Genomic DNA, 17,273 nt, shown 5'->3' with positions numbered 1-17,273 from the left:
ACCAGTGTTGAGAGGTGAGCAATGCGTAAAATCATTCATGTGGATATGGACTGCTTTTTCGCAGCGGTGGAGATGCGCGATAATCCCGCCCTGCGCGATATCCCTATTGCTATTGGCGGCAGCCGCGAACGACGGGGGGTGATCAGCACCGCCAATTATCCCGCGCGTAAATTTGGCGTACGTAGCGCTATGCCGACAGGGATGGCGCTCAAATTATGCCCGCATCTCACCTTGCTTCCAGGGCGCTTTGACGCCTACAAAGAAGCCTCAAATCATATCCGCGAAATTTTCTCGCGCTATACCTCGCGCATTGAACCGTTATCACTGGATGAAGCCTATCTCGATGTCACCGATAGCGTCCATTGCCACGGTTCTGCGACCCTCATCGCCCAGGAAATCCGCCAGACGATCTTCAACGAGCTGCAACTGACGGCGTCTGCGGGCGTTGCGCCGGTCAAGTTTCTCGCCAAAATTGCTTCCGACATGAATAAACCCAACGGTCAGTTTGTGATTACGCCGGCAGAAGTTCCGGCATTTCTGCAAACCTTACCGCTGGCAAAAATTCCCGGCGTCGGCAAAGTCTCGGCGGCAAAACTGGAAGCGATGGGGCTGCGGACCTGCGGTGATGTGCAAAAGTGTGATCTGGTGATTCTGCTTAAACGCTTTGGCAAATTTGGCCGCATTTTGTGGGAGCGTAGTCAGGGGATTGACGAGCGCGACGTTAACAGTGAACGGTTGCGAAAATCCGTCGGCGTGGAACGCACGATGGCGGAAGATATTCATCACTGGTCTGAATGTGAAGCGATTATTGAGCGGCTGTATCCTGAACTTGAACGCCGTCTGGCAAAGGTAAAACCTGATTTACTGATTGCTCGCCAGGGGGTGAAATTAAAGTTCGACGATTTTCAGCAAACTACTCAGGAGCACGTCTGGCCGCGGCTGAATAAAGCTGATCTAATCGCCACCGCGCGTAAAACCTGGGATGAACGTCGCGGCGGGCGCGGTGTGCGACTGGTGGGGCTGCATGTGACGTTGCTTGACCCTCAAATGGAAAGACAACTGGTGCTGGGATTATGAATAACATACAAATAAGAAACTATCAGCCTGGTGATTTTCAGCAACTATGCGCTATTTTCCTTCGAGCTGTTACGATGACGGCGAGTCAGCACTATTCTCCACAGCAAATTGCCGCCTGGGCGCAGATTGACGAATCTCGCTGGAAGGAGAAACTCGCGAAATCACAAGTGCGGGTTGCAGTTATTAATGCACAACCGGTTGGTTTTATTACCCGCATTGGACATTATATCGATATGTTATTTGTTGAACCGGAATACACCCGACGCGGAGTTGCCAGCGCTTTGTTAAAACCATTGATTAAGTCTGAATCCGAACTTACGGTGGACGCCAGCATAACCGCAAAACCCTTTTTTGAACGTTATGGTTTTCAGACAGTTAAGCAGCAGCGCGTTGAATGCCGGGGAACGTGGTTTACTAATTTTTATATGCGATATAAACCGCAACATTAAATCCAGCTTGCAATGAAAATAACGCCCGTCTAGTATGTGCGCGTTTTCTTATTCCACAAACTGCAAGGAGGTAAATCATGACAAATCCTTTATCAATGACTCTTTGCAGACCTTTCCAGGATTAATTCTTTTTTCTTGCCCTGGATTCGTCTGCCATTTCCTGATTTTTATTCATAAATGGAATGGTACATGGGCAAATATATTCGTCCCTTATCCGATGCGGTATTTACCATCGCATCTGATGACCTGTGGATCGAGAGTTTAGCGATCCAACAATTACACACCACGGCAAATTTACCCAACATGCAGCGCGTTGTGGGGATGCCAGATTTACATCCCGGACGCGGCTACCCGATTGGCGCAGCGTTCTTCTCTGTTGGTCGTTTTTACCCGGCACTGGTCGGCAATGATATCGGCTGCGGCATGGCGCTATGGCAAACAGATATTCTCGCTCGCAAATACAACGCCGATAAGTTTGAAAAGCGATTATCAGATCTGGATGACGTTGCTGAAGAAAGCTGGCTGGAGGAAAACCTGCCGTCAGCATTTGCACAGCATCCGTGGCGCAACTCGCTTGGCTCCATCGGTGGCGGTAACCACTTCGTAGAACTGCAACAGATTGATCAAATTATCGACGCGGAACTGTTTGCACTGGCTGGTCTGGATGCGCAGCATCTGCAACTGCTGGTTCATAGCGGCTCGAGGGGATTGGGGCAGTCTATTTTACAGCGGCATATTGCCTCGTTTTCGCATCATGGTTTGCCTGAAGGCAGTGACGACGCGCTACGGTATATTGCGGAACATGACGATGCGCTGGCGTTTGCGCGTATTAATCGCCAGCTGATCGCTTTGCGCATAATGCAACAAGTTAAGGCCACCGGAAGTCCGGTTCTGGATGTGGCGCATAACTTTGTTAGCGCGTGCCAAATCGGCGATCAACAGGGCTGGTTGCATCGTAAAGGCGCCACGCCGGATGACAACGGTCTGGTGATTATTCCCGGTTCACGCGGCGATTACTCCTGGCTGGTTAAACCTGTTGCGAACGAAAAAACGCTCCACTCGCTGGCGCATGGGGCGGGGCGTAAATGGGGGCGCACCGAGTGTAAAGGGCGTCTGGCAGCGAAATACACGGCGACGCAACTCTCGCGGACTGAACTTGGCAGTCGGGTAATTTGTCGCGATAAACAACTCATCTTTGAAGAAGCGCCACAAGCCTATAAATCGGCTGAAAGCGTGGTGCAATGTCTGGTGCTGGCTGGGTTAATTATTCCTGTCGCGCGACTGCGCCCGGTGCTGACGCTCAAAAACAGTGGAGGGAAAAAAGGATGATCTTGCTACAACTCTCCTCTGCTCAGGGGCCGGAAGAATGTTGTCTCGCAGTGAGAAAAGCACTGGACAGGCTGATTAAAGAAGCTACCCGACAGGACGTCGCGGTAACGGTGCTGGAAACAGAAACGGGTCGCTACTCTGACACACTGCGTTCGGCGCTGATTTCTCTGGATGGCGATAACGCATGGGCTCTAAGCGAAAGCTGGTGCGGCACTATTCAGTGGATTTGTCCGAGTCCGTATCGGCCTCATCATGGGCGCAAAAACTGGTTTCTGGGCATTGGGCGTTTTACCGCTGATGAGCAGGAACAATCGGATGCAATCCGTTATGAGACGCTGCGTTCGTCGGGGCCGGGCGGTCAACATGTCAATAAAACCGACTCGGCGGTACGCGCCACGCATCTGGCATCCGGTATTAGCGTGAAGGTTCAGTCAGAGCGCAGTCAGCATGCTAACAAACGGCTGGCGCGATTACTGATTGCCTGGAAGCTGGAACAACAGCAACAGGAAAATAGCGCGGCGCTGAAATCGCAGCGGCGAATGTTCCATCACCAGATTGAACGTGGCAACCCGCGACGAACGTTTACAGGGATGGCCTTTATCGAAGGGTAATGAAGGATGAAACTGCCGGAAGGCGATTAAACGCCATCCGGCAGCAAATCAAATAATTACTTCGCCGGAATTTCTTTCAGCAGTTCAGTCAGCAGTGTCCAGTAATGGCCAACGCTTTCGATATGAACTTGCTCATCCGGAGAGTGTGGACCGGTGATGGTTGGCCCGATAGACACCATGTCCATTTCCGGATACGGTTTTTTGAACAGACCACATTCCAGGCCCGCGTGGATAATCTGGATGTTCGGCGTCTTGTTGAACAGACGCTGATAGGTTTCACGTACCAGATGCATTACCGGAGAGTTAGCGTCCGGCTGCCAGCCAGGATATGCGCCTTTTGCTTCTGTTTTCGCACCTGCCAGTTTACCCAGTGAATCCAGCATGCTCACTACGTAGTCTTTACCGCTGTCGATCAGAGAACGGATCAGGCAGTGAATTTCTACGTTATTGTCGGTCATGGTCACCACACCGACGTTCAGGGAGGTTTCGACCACACCTTTTGCCACGTCGGAGTTGCGGATCACACCGTTCGGGGTTGCGTTCAGCAGACGAATAAAGGTATCGCGAGATGTCGCCGTTAATGCAGCTTTGTCGTTCGCTACGGAGTCCAGCAGCAATGCCAGATTCTTCTCTTTTTCTGCCAGTTCGTTTTTCAGGATCTCCTGATAGGTATCCACCAGAGATTTCAGGGCGTCGACTTTATCAGCTGCGACAGCAATGGTCGCAAAGGCTTCACGCGGGATGGCGTTACGCAGTGTGCCGCCGTTGAAATCAATAAGGCGCAGGTCCAGTTCTTCTGCATGACCCGCCAGGAAGCGCACCAGCAGTTTGTTGGCATTACCCAGGCCAACGTGGATTTCACCGCCGGAGTGACCGCCTTTCAGACCTTTTAAGGTTAACTTGAAGGTTTCAAAACCAGCTGGAACCGCTTCACGATCTAAATGCAGGTTGGAGGTGAAGTCGATACCTCCCGCACAACCCATGTAGATTTCACCTTCTTCTTCGGAGTCGGTGTTAATCAGAATATCAGCCTGCAACCAGTTGCTCTGTAAGCCAAAAGCACCGTCCATACCGGCTTCTTCGGTCATGGTCAGCAGCACTTCCAGCGGGCCGTGAACCACGTTTTCGTCAGCCAGAACCGCCAGTGCAGAGGCCATACCAATGCCGTTATCCGCACCCAGCGTGGTGCCGCGTGCTTTAACCCATTCGCCATCAATATAAGGCTGGATAGGATCTTTAGTGAAGTCATGCACGGTGTCGTTGTTTTTTTGCGGCACCATATCGAGGTGGGCCTGCAAGACGACCGGTTTACGATTTTCCATACCTGCGGTAGCAGGTTTACGAATCAGGATATTACCTACCTGATCGCGTTCGACATGGAAACCTTTCTCTTTTGCCCAACCAACAATGTATTCAGCGAGTTGCTCTTCATGATAGGACGGGTGAGGAATAGAACAGATTTTGGCAAAAATATCCCACAGCGGCTGTGGAGATAATTGAGACAGTTCAGACACGTTAAGTCTCCTTGTCGATCACCCGCAAAACAGTATTGCAGGTCACAGGGTTAGCAGAAAATGTTGTCAACACAAGACAGGCTTGCGAGATATGTTTGAGAATACCACTTTATCCCGCGTCAGGGAGAGGCAGTGCGTAAAAAGACGCGGACTCATGTGAAATACTGGTTTTTAGTGCGCCAGATCTCTATAATCTCGCGCAACCTATTTTCCCCTCGAACACTTTTTAAGCCGTAGATAAACAGGCTGGGACACTTCACATGAGCGAAAAATACATCGTCACCTGGGACATGTTGCAGATCCATGCACGTAAACTCGCAAGCCGACTGATGCCTTCTGAACAATGGAAAGGCATTATTGCCGTAAGCCGTGGCGGTCTGGTACCGGGTGCGTTACTGGCGCGTGAACTGGGTATTCGTCATGTCGATACCGTTTGTATTTCCAGCTACGATCACGACAACCAGCGCGAGCTTAAAGTGCTGAAACGCGCAGAAGGCGATGGCGAAGGCTTCATCGTTATTGATGACCTGGTAGATACCGGTGGTACTGCGGTTGCGATTCGTGAAATGTATCCAAAAGCGCACTTTGTCACCATCTTCGCAAAACCGGCTGGTCGTCCGCTGGTTGATGATTATGTTGTTGATATCCCGCAAAATACCTGGATCGAACAGCCGTGGGATATGGGCGTCGTATTCGTCCCGCCAATCTCCGGTCGCTAATCTTTTCAACGCCTGGCACTGCCGGGCGTTGTTCTTTTTAACTTCAGGCGGGTTACAATAGTTTCCAGTAAGTATTCTGGAGGCTGCATCCATGACACAGGCAAACCTGAGCGAAACCCTGTTCAAACCCCGCTTTAAACATCCTGAAACCTCGACGCTAGTCCGCCGCTTTAGTCACGGCGCACAACCGCCTGTGCAGTCGGCCCTTGATGGTAAAACCATCCCTCACTGGTATCGCATGATTAACCGTCTGATGTGGATCTGGCGCGGCATTGACCCCCGTGAAATCCTCGACGTCCAGGCGCGTATTGTGATGAGCGATGCCGAACGTACCGACGATGATTTATACGATACGGTGATTGGCTACCGCGGCGGCAACTGGATTTATGAGTGGGCTACCCAGGCGATGGTGTGGCAACAAAAAGCCTGTGCGGAAGAAGATCCGCAACTCAGCGGTCGACACTGGCTGCATGCGGCTACGTTGTACAACATTGCTGCCTATCCTCATCTGAAAGGAGATGACCTGGCCGAGCAAGCGCAGGCTTTGTCAAACCGCGCCTATGAAGAGGCCGCTCAGCGTCTGCCGGGCACGATGCGGCAGATGGAGTTTACCGTACCCGGCGGTGCGCCCATCACCGGCTTTTTGCATATGCCGAAAGGCGATGGCCCGTTCCCGACAGTATTAATGTGTGGTGGTCTGGATGCGATGCAGACGGACTATTACAGCCTGTATGAACGTTATTTTGCGCCGCGCGGCATTGCTATGCTGACTATTGATATGCCGTCGGTGGGCTTTTCTTCAAAATGGAAGCTCACCCAGGACTCCAGCCTGTTGCATCAGCACGTTTTAAAGGCGCTGCCTAACGTACCGTGGGTGGATCACACTCGCGTCGCGGCCTTTGGTTTCCGTTTCGGCGCTAACGTTGCCGTGCGTCTGGCATACCTTGAATCGCCGCGTCTGAAAGTGGTTGCCTGTCTTGGTCCGGTAGTTCATACCCTGTTGAGTGATTTTAAGTGCCAGCAACAGGTGCCGGAAATGTATCTTGACGTTCTGGCCAGTCGTTTAGGGATGCATGATGCTTCCGATGAAGCGTTGCGAGTGGAGTTGAATCGCTATTCATTAAAAGTGCAAGGATTGCTGGGACGTCGCTGCCCAACGCCAATGTTATCAGGCTACTGGAAGAACGATCCGTTCAGCCCGGAAGAGGACTCACGCTTAATCACGTCGTCATCTGCTGACGGTAAATTATTAGAGATCCCATTTAACCCGGTGTATCGGAATTTTGACAAAGGCCTTCAGGAAATCACAGACTGGATCGAAAAACGGTTGTGTTAAAAATTTGCTAAATTTTACCAATTTGGTAAAACAGTTGCATCACAACAGGAGATTGCAATGACGTTACCGAGTGGACACCCGAAGAGCAGATTGATCAAAAAATTTACCGCACTAGGCCCGTATATTCGTGAAGGTAAGTGCGAAGATAATCGATTCTTTTTCGATTGTCTGGCTGTATGCGTCAACGTGAAACCGGCACCGGAAGTGCGTGAGTTCTGGGGCTGGTGGATGGAACTGGAAGCGCAGGAATCCCGTTTTACCTACAGTTACCAGTTTGGTCTGTTCGATAAAGCAGGCGACTGGACGAGTGTTCGGATAAAAGATGCCGAAGTGGTTGAACGATTGGAGCACACCCTGCGTGAATTTCACGAGAAGCTGCGTGAGCTGCTGGCGACGCTGAATCTGAAGCTGGAACCGGCAGATGATTTTCGTGATGAACCGGTGAAGTTAACGGCGTGAATGAAATGTGCCGGATGCATCACATCCGGCAATATCCATTAAAACTGATAGGTCATGCCAACCGCGACAATATCATCATTATTAATATTCAATTTGTTATCGCTATCCAGTTGGTTGATTTTATAATCAACAAACGCTGACATATTTTTGTTGAAATAATACGTAGCACCAACATCGACATAATTGACCAGATCTTCATCACCGATGCCCTCAATATCTTTCCCTTTCGATAAGACATAACCCAGCGATGGACGCAGACCAAAGTCAAACTGGTATTGAGCGACCGCTTCAAAGTTCTGCGTCTTATTGGCAAAGCCGCCAGAGATTGGCGTCATTTTACGTGTTTCAGAATAGAAAGTTGCCAGATAAATATTATTGGCATCGTATTTCAGACCTGTTGCCCATGCTTCTGCACGCTTGCCTGTGCCACGGCTTTGCAGGTTCTGCTCGTTGGTACGATCAGAGTTGGTATAGGCTCCACTGATGGCGAAATCGCTGCCACCAAAGTCATATGTCAATGACGTGCCGAAGCCATCGCCGTTTTGCTTTTTAACGTCGCGGTTTTCGTTTTTCCCTTGATATTGCAGGGTTAAGTTCAGGCCATCGATAACGCCGAAGAAGTCGGTGTTCCGATACGTCGCCAGACCGCTGGCGCGTTTGGTCATAAAGTTGTCGGTCTGCGCCGAGGAGTCGCCACCAAATTCCGGGAACATATCGGTCCAGGCTTCCACGTCATACAACGCGCCCAGGTTACGACCATAATCGAAAGAACCCAAATCTTTATATTTCAACCCGGCAAAAGCGAGACGCGTTTTTTGCTGTGCAGTATCACTCTCCGCTTTATTACCGGCAAACTCAGCTTCCCAACGACCATAACCAGTCAGTTGATCGTTAATTTGTGTTTCGCCTTTAAAACCAAAACGGATATAACTCTGGTCGCCATCTTTACTGTCATTATCACTCATATAATGCATGGCTTTAACTTTGCCATAGACATCCAGTTTATTACCGTCTTTGTTATATATTTCTGCGGCCTGTACGGATACAGATGCCACAATGCCCATCACCACTAATGCCAGAGTGCTCTTTTTCATTTTCATTCCTGATTTTAATTAACGCGCGAATATTCAGCGGGAGAGTCCCGTTGAAAACAGGAAAGTTTTTAACCTGAGATTGTTAAAGATATATTACAGATTAATAATATTCTTAAAATGTGGTAATTTATTAAATCTGTAATAAAAGCGTAAACAACTGCCGCTACGCTTGCTGATCCCGCGCAACAAAACGCCATGCTTTGCTCGCAGATGGTTGGCAACCGACGACAGTCCTGCTAAAACGTTCGTTTGATATCATTTTTTCCTAAAATTGAATGGCAGAGAATCATGAGTGACAGCCAGACGCTGGTGGTAAAACTCGGCACCAGTGTGCTAACAGGCGGATCGCGCCGCCTGAACCGTGCCCATATCGTTGAACTTGTTCGCCAGTGCGCGCAGTTACATGCCGCCGGGCATCGGATTGTTATTGTGACGTCGGGTGCGATTGCCGCCGGACGTGAGCACCTGGGGTACCCGGAATTGCCAGCGACTATCGCTTCAAAACAGCTGCTGGCGGCGGTAGGGCAGAGTCGACTGATTCAACTGTGGGAACAGCTGTTTTCAATTTACGGCATTCATGTCGGGCAGATGTTGCTGACCCGTGCTGATATGGAAGATCGTGAACGCTTCCTGAACGCCCGCGATACCCTGCGTGCGTTGCTCGATAACAATATCGTTCCGGTAATTAATGAGAACGATGCTGTCGCTACTGCAGAGATTAAGGTCGGTGATAACGATAACCTTTCTGCGCTGGCGGCGATTCTGGCGGGTGCCGATAAACTGTTGCTGCTGACCGATCAAAAAGGTTTGTATACCGCTGACCCGCGCAGCAATCCGCAGGCAGAACTGATTAAAGATGTGTACGGCATTGATGACGCACTGCGCGCGATTGCCGGTGATAGCGTTTCAGGCCTCGGAACTGGCGGTATGAGCACCAAATTGCAGGCCGCTGACGTGGCTTGCCGTGCGGGTATCGACACCATTATTGCCGCGGGCAGCAAGCCGGGCGTTATTGGTGATGTGATGGAAGGCATTTCCGTCGGTACGCTGTTCCATGCCCAGGCGACTCCGCTTGAAAACCGTAAACGCTGGATTTTCGGTGCGCCGCCTGCGGGTGAAATCACGGTAGATGAAGGGGCAACTGCCGCCATTCTGGAACGCGGCAGCTCCCTGTTGCCGAAAGGCATTAAAAGCGTGACTGGCAATTTCTCGCGTGGTGAAGTCATCCGTATTTGCAACCTCGAAGGTCGCGATATCGCCCACGGCGTCAGTCGTTACAACAGCGATGCATTACGCCGTATTGCCGGACACCACTCGCAAGAAATTGATGCAATACTGGGATATGAATACGGCCCGGTTGCCGTTCACCGTGATGACATGATTACCCGTTAAGGAGCTGGCCGATGCTGGAACAAATGGGCATTGCCGCGAAGCAAGCCTCGTATAAATTAGCGCAACTCTCCAGCCGCGAAAAAAATCGTGTGCTGGAAAAAATCGCCGATGAACTGGAAGCACAAAGCGAAAGTATCCTCAACGCTAACGCGCAGGATGTTGCAGACGCGCGTGCCAATGGCCTTAGCGAAGCGATGCTTGACCGTCTGGCACTGACGCCCGCACGGCTGAAAGGCATTGCCGACGATGTGCGCCAGGTGTGCAATCTCGCCGATCCGGTGGGGCAGGTAATCGATGGCGGCGTACTGGACAGCGGCCTGCGTCTGGAGCGCCGTCGCGTGCCGCTGGGGGTGATTGGCGTGATTTATGAAGCGCGCCCGAACGTGACGGTTGATGTTGCTTCCCTGTGCCTGAAAACCGGTAACGCGGTGATCCTGCGCGGCGGCAAAGAAACCTGTCGCACTAACGCTGCAACGGTAGCGGTGATTCAGGACGCCCTGAAATCCTGCGGCTTACCGGCGGGTGCCGTGCAGGCAATTGATAATCCTGACCGTGCGCTGGTCAGTGAAATGCTGCGTATGGATAAATACATCGACATGCTGATCCCGCGCGGTGGGGCTGGTTTGCATAAACTGTGCCGCGAGCAGTCGACAATCCCGGTGATCACAGGCGGTATAGGCGTATGCCATATTTACGTTGATGAAAGCGCAGAGATCGCTGAAGTATTAAAAGTGATCGTCAACGCGAAAACTCAGCGACCAAGCACATGTAATACGGTAGAAACCTTGCTGGTAAATAAAAACATCGCCGATAGCTTCCTGCCCGCATTAAGCAAGCAAATGGCGGAAAGCGGCGTGACGTTACACGCAGATGCTGCTGCGCTGGCGCAGTTGCAGACAGGCCCCGCGAAGGTGGTGGCGGTTAAAGCCGAAGAGTATGACGATGAGTTTCTGTCATTAGATTTGAACGTCAAAATCGTTAGCGATCTTGACGATGCCATCGCCCATATTCGTGAACACGGCACGCAACACTCCGATGCGATCCTGACCCGCGATATGCGCAACGCCCAGCGTTTTGTTAACGAAGTGGATTCCTCCGCTGTTTACGTTAACGCCTCTACGCGTTTTACCGACGGCGGCCAGTTTGGACTGGGGGCGGAAGTTGCGGTAAGCACACAAAAACTCCACGCGCGCGGCCCAATGGGGCTGGAAGCACTGACCACTTATAAGTGGATCGGCATTGGTGATTACACCATTCGTGCGTAAATAAAACCGGGTGATGCAAAAGTAGCCATTTGATTCACAAGGCCATTGACGCATCGCCCGGTTAGTTTTAACCTTGTCCACCGTGATTCACGTTCGTGAACATGTCCTTTCAGGGCCGATATAGCTCAGTTGGTAGAGCAGCGCATTCGTAATGCGAAGGTCGTAGGTTCGACTCCTATTATCGGCACCATTCTAACGTCTCCCCAAGTCTACTCAAGTATTTAAAAACCTCTTATAATCAGTATATTAATGCCCCTTTTAGTCTTTTGACGTCTATTTAAGTACCCCAAACTCTACAAGCAATTGAGGGGATTTGCTGTTCAGTTTAGTGGAGATACCCCCAAGTGAAACTCAATGCCCGTCAAATAGACACTGCCAAGCCAAAAGAGAAGGCTTACAAGTTGGCTGATGGTGGTGGTCTGTACCTCCTGGTAAAACCTGGTGGAGGAGAATATTGGCGTCTCAAGTATCGTGTAGCTGGTAAAGAGAAGCTGTTAGCACTAGGTGTGTATCCTGAGGTCACCTTAGCTGATGCTCCTGCAAAACTTGAAGAAGCTAAAAGAGGTATCTCTGGGGGAATCGATCTGATGGAAGTGAAGCGAGAGGAAAAGATTGCCCGGGAAACGCAGTTAAACAACACCTTCAAAGATATTGCCCTTGAGTGGCACAGTAACAAATTATAATCACAATAATAGTGTATATAATTATACATTGTATGCTTGGTAATCATATAATGATAAAAGCTTCCGATAATCAGTATGAGATTTGTCCTTAAACTCCTGGACATGCTTTTCTAAATCTTCCAATGGTATATGTCCATTTATACAAATAAAATTCTAGTGATAAATACCTTCAGGTATGATTAGACAACATCTTTATTCGATGGGGGTTAATCTATATTTGATATCTTTCTTTTAAATAACAACGCCATTAAAAACGCTTTGTTTAATGACGTTTTTTTATTGTTTCCTATATAAAGCCTAACCAGCATAAACATTGGTGGCTCTTATGCTCATTGTAATTAAATGAGAGTGTGATTAATGTCTTTATATATTCTGGTAGTTATTCTCTCCAGAAGAATACATTGTAAGAAGATGACTGCTAGTATGTTTTAACATCAATTAACATTAAGGTTTGATAATAATTTTTTGTTGGCGAGTTCAAATGTTTTCATTTCATCATCTGATAGCCCGCTCCAGATTTTCTTTAGCATTACATTTTGAGTGTTTATTAGTTTTTGAGCAAGTGTAACTCCGTCAGGGGTTAAGCAAATACTTTTGCTTCGACGATCGTTTTTATTATTAATTCTTTTGGCAATATTCTTTTTTTCTAATTTGTCTATGATGTGTGTGATGTTTGTTTTGGAGAATTGTAACTCCTTGTAAATATCAGAAGGGGACTGACAATAATCATCAGACATATATAATGAAACTAACACCATAAATGTTGAGGTGTTTATTCTATACTCGCTCAATTCATTTTCTATAATACTCTGGATTTTGTCATTTACTCTAATATATAAGTGTATTAACAGACTCTCCTGAGCCGGGTATGCCGGATTTTTGATTTTTTTGTAGTTTGTTATAGTTTTTAATAAATCTATATTATTCATAATTCCACCACACGGCAAAAGAAAACTCATGAAGATTACTCAACCTGAGTGTTACATGAAGTATCGTGAACGCCGGAAAATCTAAGTTCCAGCCTGTACCGTAATCAGATAATCGCAGCAAAGGGACAAAGCAATAGTCCCTTTGCTGCACAGCATCAGAATGAATAACGAATATTAGCGTTTATCGCATCATCTGTGTTGTATTTACCGAATGCAGAGCGTTCAACTTCCAGCCCCAGACGCGTATTGTCGCCAAACCGGGCATTTAACCCCACACCGTAAAGCATACGACCGTCTTTTCTGCCATTAATCTGATGTTCTCCCGCTGCATCCTTCAGGTGAACGTCAGCACTGTCCGTCAGATCGAACTCATAATGCAGGCCGGCACGGGCTGTCAGACTCCAGTCCTTACCACTGAAGGTTTTACCGGAAACAACGCCGGTTCTGCCTACCAGAGGATTAACGCTGTTACGACGCATTGAGACATCCATTCCACTGTCGTTCCAGTTAAATGTTTGGCCCTGCAGTCTTCCCCAGACCAGTTCCGCCTGAGGTTCAACAAACGTCGTATCTGTCAGATGATAACGGTATCCGACTTCTGCACCTGCATACAGTGAATGGCTGCGGAAGTTCTGTTTACCAGCTCCGGCAAAGTTCAGGTCATATTTGTTTTCATTGTGAATATATTTGGCAATCAAATCAAAGTAAGCGCCGGACCGGAACAGACCACTGGCATAGAAACCACCACCCCATGATTTTGTTTTACCGCTGTACAGGCCTGCTGACGCATCTGTGTCAGTGTAGGTGGCCATCACGCCGGTAAACAGGTCCATACTTCCCAGTTCGTGCTTACGGTCAGCCCCCATCTGCAGCAGGGTATAGTGGTCAGTGAAACCGCCATCAGCAGAGCCGGAACCGTTCAGCAGACGCACCCACGTACCGGCTTCGCCGTTAATATCCCTCAAATCGCCCATGCGTTTGTTCAGGTTGTTAACTTCAGTGATGAAGTTGTTATAGCTGATGTGCATGAATGTGGCGGCAGCCTTACCCTGGCCGTCGTTACGTGCAACCTGGTAACCATCGAGGACCCACTCTTTTTTCCCGTCCTCTTTTCTGACACTAAGGGTGGGGGTGACATCACTGAATCCCACAACCCGTGTTGATGCCCTGAACAGATTATCAGCTGTCGCTTCAGGTGCGCTGACCAGTGGAATATCAAGCGTGTCCTTGTCAGAGGGTTTTTTCAGGAAGTTAACCCAGATGCTGTTGTCATGACCTGTTGCCGACTTGTTTATCACCAGTTTGTCTGCCTTGTTAAGGTCTGTACGCATGACAAATGCTGACTGAACCGCGTCCAGATTATCTGTTGTCAGTGTCGTGAACGATGATGTTCCCCCGTTAAAACCGACTATTGTCCGGTTAAGTTTCATATTTCCTGCCGTGGAGTTTCCGTTCATCGACCACTGGGTGTCTGTCATGCTGACGGTGGCATCCGGTGCATTCAGGCTCCCGCTCCAGGTATTGCGGTACCCGTTAAACAGGCTGTACAACATCTGATTCTGAAGAGTCAGGTCAGGACTCAGTTCCCCTTCCCCTCCGAGGGTGACAGTCCCTTTATCCTGAACATTGATATTACCTGACAACATACTGTACGGCCCCACGTTCAGGCGGGCATCGTCTCCCTTCAGGTTCCATGAACCGGCATAATCGTATACAGGTAAAAGTGTGTGAGATACCTCATCAGGACGGCTGTTCAGACTCAGGGTGGCATCAGAAATATTCACCGGACCGTCAGAAACAAAACTCTGACTGGCCAGAACATTTGCTCCCTTGTTCAGATTCAGGGCGGTACTGGTCAGCGTTGAGTTCTCCAGAACGGCACTGTCTGAGGAGATATTCACGGTACTGTTGTTCGCCTGTATTCCGCCATTGAATATCTCATTGATATTCAGCACTGACTGATTATCCAGGTTGACGGTGCCGTTGAAGACGCTTTTATCTGCATCTTTAGTTGCAACAGATGTGCCTTCTTCAAGGGTAAATGCTGTTCCCTGGCCATCTTTTTTGTCGATAAATACCCGACTGTCGCCCAGCGTGACGCTGGAGTTATCTGCCTGGATGGTTGTGTTCAGTGTGGCATTGCGGCCCAGACCAAAGTCTGTATCTTTTAACACGAGCGAACCAAAGCTGAACGTCCTGTTCTCCCAGTCATCCTGTGTAAATGAGGTGGGCTGTGTCAGAACGGAATTGTCGCCCAGAGACGAGACTGTATTTGCAATACTCTGAGACGTTGAAGCATGGATAACCGGGTGGCCCTGAATGGTCAGACGACCGTTTTCCTGAGTAAATGTACCGGACATATTCGCTGAGCCGTCCATAACCAATGCGCCGGTTGTACCCGGGGTTGCTTTATTTGAGAAATTAATATTTCCCAGCAACTTGCCATGATACAGATACCCTTTATTATTAATTCTGTTTGCAAGCAGTGCCTGTGCACTGTTCTGGTCATGTCCGACATATTCCCAGTGCTCGTTACTGACCTGACCGGTAGGGAACCAGCCATAACTACTTGTTTTCAGGATAAAATAATCGACGGTATGAGTATAGGGATTATTATAAATATATAATGAACCTACTGTTCCCCTGTTTGATGATGACCATTCATTAACTTTTACGTCTGCCGGACGCGTCTGATAATCCAGAGTGATATTAGCCGTTTTATCACTGCTGTTACCGAGAGTTGCGCCATAATCGGCGGCATTCAGCTTATGAAATGTCAGGTCATTCCCGTTAACATCCAGAACCCCCCCCCGGTAGCCCCAGGATATATTGTCCGGATTAACCTGCTGGTTGTCTGCCAGCACGACTGTCGGGCGGCCGCTGGCAATATTCACGCTACTGAATGCCTGAACGTGTCCTGAACTGTCAGCCTGCTGATTGAGGACAACGGTCCCATCCCCGACTTTCAGGCCGCCCTCATTAACACCGGTTCCCTGTACAACCAGGGTTCCTTCGCCGATTTTATGCAGGTTGTCACCTTTCACACCATTAACCTGCCAGTTTACGGAGGCATCCTTGTCCACAATAATACCGGCCCCGGTCCAGGTACTTCCGTTTGAAGTGGTGACAGTGTAGTCATCAGTAAATGTCAGTGAACCGGCACCCTGCGTGACAGAGTTTTCCAGGTCAATCTGACCATTATGTCCCAGGAATGTCAGATTTTTACCTGCGTTCAGGTCAGAACCTTTTTGCCCGTGCATGGCATATTCATCGGAACCCTGTTTCAGAGAGCCAGTGCCGGTGCTGCTGTCAAATTTCCATTGCAGGGGGGCGCCGGATGAGGCATTAAAAAAGACGGGAGCGTCATTATCCTCTGAATAGATCTGTGAGAGAAAACTCTGAGGAATAAGAGAATATATCAAATTGGTCCCCCCTCCTACTCCCGAGTAAACACCGACCAGTTCCCACTGCCCTTTGGCCGTATTCCAGCCAAATAATGGAGAACCACTGTCGCCGGCCTCTCCAAAAGAGGGCAGGATGCTATGATCATGTATGTTGCCCCCCATATACAGCTGAATGCCGTCTGAGCCGTGATAAAAGAATGATGTCGGGAGTATTCCTCCTGTCAGATAACCATACCCACCTGTTACCCAATGTCGCTTACCCTGACTATCCTGAATATACTGACTTCCCGAACCAGCCCTGTAGAATGCCGAGTATTTTGAAGGGTTCAATATATCAGCTGTTGATGAGCTGGTTACGGTAGCCGGAGCAACCTCAGTTACGAGCTTATCAAGTCTTGGTGTGTGGAGATCAGATGAACTGTGTTCATTACGATCCACAATATGGTAACTGTTCTGACCATCACCGAAGCTGACGCTCTGATATCCTTTATTATGTTTTACACTGGCTATATATTGCGGGTTAATTAATGTTGCAACGCCGGGATTTGAGCTTACATTCACACTGCTAAAATCAACCATGGGCGCTTTATCAAGATGTCCTACTAATTCCCCTTTATTATTAAAAATAGGAATGTTTGTTGCGCCAGCCTGAAACTGCCCTTTGTTTTCTGCAAAGTCGCGGTATGTCTGGTAAGGATTGTTGCCACCAACCGTTGATGCACCAGCAACGGTTGGGAGTAATGCAGATAGTGCCAGAGAGGTAAGTACTGAAAGTCTTTTTCCTCTGCGGGTACTCCCTTTACATACCCTTCGGGCTAGTTCAGAGACAACCTTTACTGTGTTAGTAATATAACAATATTTTAGAGCGTATATTTTATTCATAGTAAATGATTCCGGAACGTATATTCCAAAGTTACATTAATAACCATAGACAATTTCAAACGAAAGTATTGTTGAATTGCGCGCTAATTATTAATTAGCTATATAATTATAAATGTGATATATGTCACAT

Annotated in this window: 13 protein-coding genes, 1 tRNA gene and 1 pseudogene; 11 read left to right on the top strand and 4 right to left on the bottom strand. The window is 48.8% G+C overall.

The window, feature by feature from the left end; translation table 11 throughout:
• Nucleotides 1–21 precede the first annotated feature (21 nt).
• From dinB to prfH, 4 genes are all read left to right on the top strand, one after another.
• Entirely contained in the window at nucleotides 22–1,077 is a 1,056-nt protein-coding gene (dinB, locus tag HBM92_RS18910) for a DNA polymerase IV (protein ID WP_001226161.1), read from the top strand.
• Nucleotides 1,074–1,526, top strand: coding sequence for a GNAT family N-acetyltransferase (locus tag HBM92_RS18905; RefSeq protein ID WP_001059897.1), 453 nt, complete (start codon nucleotides 1,074–1,076; stop codon nucleotides 1,524–1,526). Before dinB ends, HBM92_RS18905 begins: the two co-directional genes overlap by 4 nt.
• A gap of 189 nt (nucleotides 1,527–1,715) precedes the next feature.
• Nucleotides 1,716–2,855: an RNA ligase RtcB family protein gene (locus tag HBM92_RS18900; RefSeq protein WP_000521562.1), complete on the top strand. Its 1,140-nt coding sequence runs from the start codon at nucleotides 1,716–1,718 to the stop codon at nucleotides 2,853–2,855.
• A complete protein-coding gene (gene prfH, locus HBM92_RS18895) occupies nucleotides 2,852–3,466 on the top strand; it encodes a peptide chain release factor H (RefSeq protein WP_000602135.1) in 615 nt (204 codons plus the stop codon). The genes HBM92_RS18900 and prfH overlap by 4 nt, the downstream gene beginning before the upstream one ends.
• A 56-nt stretch (nucleotides 3,467–3,522) precedes the next feature.
• Here prfH and pepD read toward each other — a convergent pair whose 3' ends face one another.
• On the bottom strand, nucleotides 3,523–4,980 hold the full coding sequence (gene pepD, locus HBM92_RS18890; protein WP_001293000.1) for a cytosol nonspecific dipeptidase: 1,458 nt from the start codon (nucleotides 4,978–4,980) through the stop codon (nucleotides 3,523–3,525).
• 260 nt (nucleotides 4,981–5,240) lie between these two features.
• Between pepD and gpt the strand changes: the two genes are divergently transcribed.
• The 3 genes from gpt (at nucleotide 5,241) to crl (ending at nucleotide 7,494) form a co-directional block, all read left to right on the top strand.
• Nucleotides 5,241–5,699, top strand: coding sequence for a xanthine phosphoribosyltransferase (gene gpt / locus HBM92_RS18885; protein ID WP_001291991.1), 459 nt, complete (start codon nucleotides 5,241–5,243; stop codon nucleotides 5,697–5,699).
• A gap of 91 nt (nucleotides 5,700–5,790) precedes the next feature.
• The gene (gene frsA, locus HBM92_RS18880; RefSeq protein WP_000189578.1) at nucleotides 5,791–7,035 is read left to right on the top strand and encodes an esterase FrsA; all 1,245 of its coding nucleotides are present in this window, start codon (nucleotides 5,791–5,793) and stop codon (nucleotides 7,033–7,035) included.
• Nucleotides 7,036–7,092: 57 nt separating this feature from the next.
• Nucleotides 7,093–7,494, top strand: a complete 402-nt coding sequence (gene crl / locus HBM92_RS18875; RefSeq protein WP_000174685.1) for a sigma factor-binding protein Crl — start codon at nucleotides 7,093–7,095, stop codon at nucleotides 7,492–7,494.
• 38 nt (nucleotides 7,495–7,532) lie between these two features.
• On the opposite strand, the gene phoE is transcribed toward crl, so the two are convergent.
• A complete protein-coding gene (phoE, locus tag HBM92_RS18870; RefSeq protein ID WP_000749899.1) occupies nucleotides 7,533–8,588 on the bottom strand; it encodes a phosphoporin PhoE in 1,056 nt (351 codons plus the stop codon).
• Nucleotides 8,589–8,876: 288 nt separating this feature from the next.
• On the opposite strand from phoE, the gene proB reads away from it, so the two are divergent.
• From proB to HBM92_RS18850, 4 genes and pseudogenes are all read left to right on the top strand, one after another.
• Complete coding sequence (proB, locus tag HBM92_RS18865) at nucleotides 8,877–9,980, top strand: glutamate 5-kinase (protein ID WP_001285288.1); 1,104 nt, start codon at nucleotides 8,877–8,879, stop codon at nucleotides 9,978–9,980.
• A gap of 11 nt (nucleotides 9,981–9,991) precedes the next feature.
• Nucleotides 9,992–11,245 carry a glutamate-5-semialdehyde dehydrogenase gene (gene proA, locus HBM92_RS18860; protein ID WP_000893307.1) on the top strand — a complete coding sequence of 418 codons (1,254 nt, stop codon included), beginning with the start codon at nucleotides 9,992–9,994 and terminating at the stop codon, nucleotides 11,243–11,245.
• A gap of 114 nt (nucleotides 11,246–11,359) precedes the next feature.
• Nucleotides 11,360–11,435 (top strand) — tRNA-Thr (locus HBM92_RS18855).
• 154 nt (nucleotides 11,436–11,589) lie between these two features.
• A pseudogene (locus HBM92_RS18850) lies at nucleotides 11,590–11,925 on the top strand (Arm DNA-binding domain-containing protein); the annotation flags it as partial.
• Nucleotides 11,926–12,362: 437 nt separating this feature from the next.
• Here the strand turns inward: HBM92_RS18850 and HBM92_RS18845 are convergent.
• Together HBM92_RS18845 and vat are read right to left on the bottom strand one after the other, a co-directional pair.
• A complete protein-coding gene (locus tag HBM92_RS18845; protein ID WP_001059463.1) occupies nucleotides 12,363–12,857 on the bottom strand; it encodes a MarR family winged helix-turn-helix transcriptional regulator in 495 nt (164 codons plus the stop codon).
• A 155-nt stretch (nucleotides 12,858–13,012) separates the two neighbouring features.
• On the bottom strand, nucleotides 13,013–17,143 hold the full coding sequence (vat, locus tag HBM92_RS18840) for a vacuolating autotransporter toxin Vat (protein ID WP_001034006.1): 4,131 nt from the start codon (nucleotides 17,141–17,143) through the stop codon (nucleotides 13,013–13,015).
• Between the last annotated feature and the right edge of the window lie 130 nt (nucleotides 17,144–17,273).

Origin of the sequence: Escherichia sp. E.sYA108 (assembly GCF_011754335.1) — a bacterium.
Taxonomy (GTDB): domain Bacteria; phylum Pseudomonadota; class Gammaproteobacteria; order Enterobacterales; family Enterobacteriaceae; genus Escherichia; species Escherichia coli.
The sequence above is the reverse complement of the archived record's forward strand: the minus strand, read 5'-3'. Positions and strand labels throughout refer to the sequence as shown.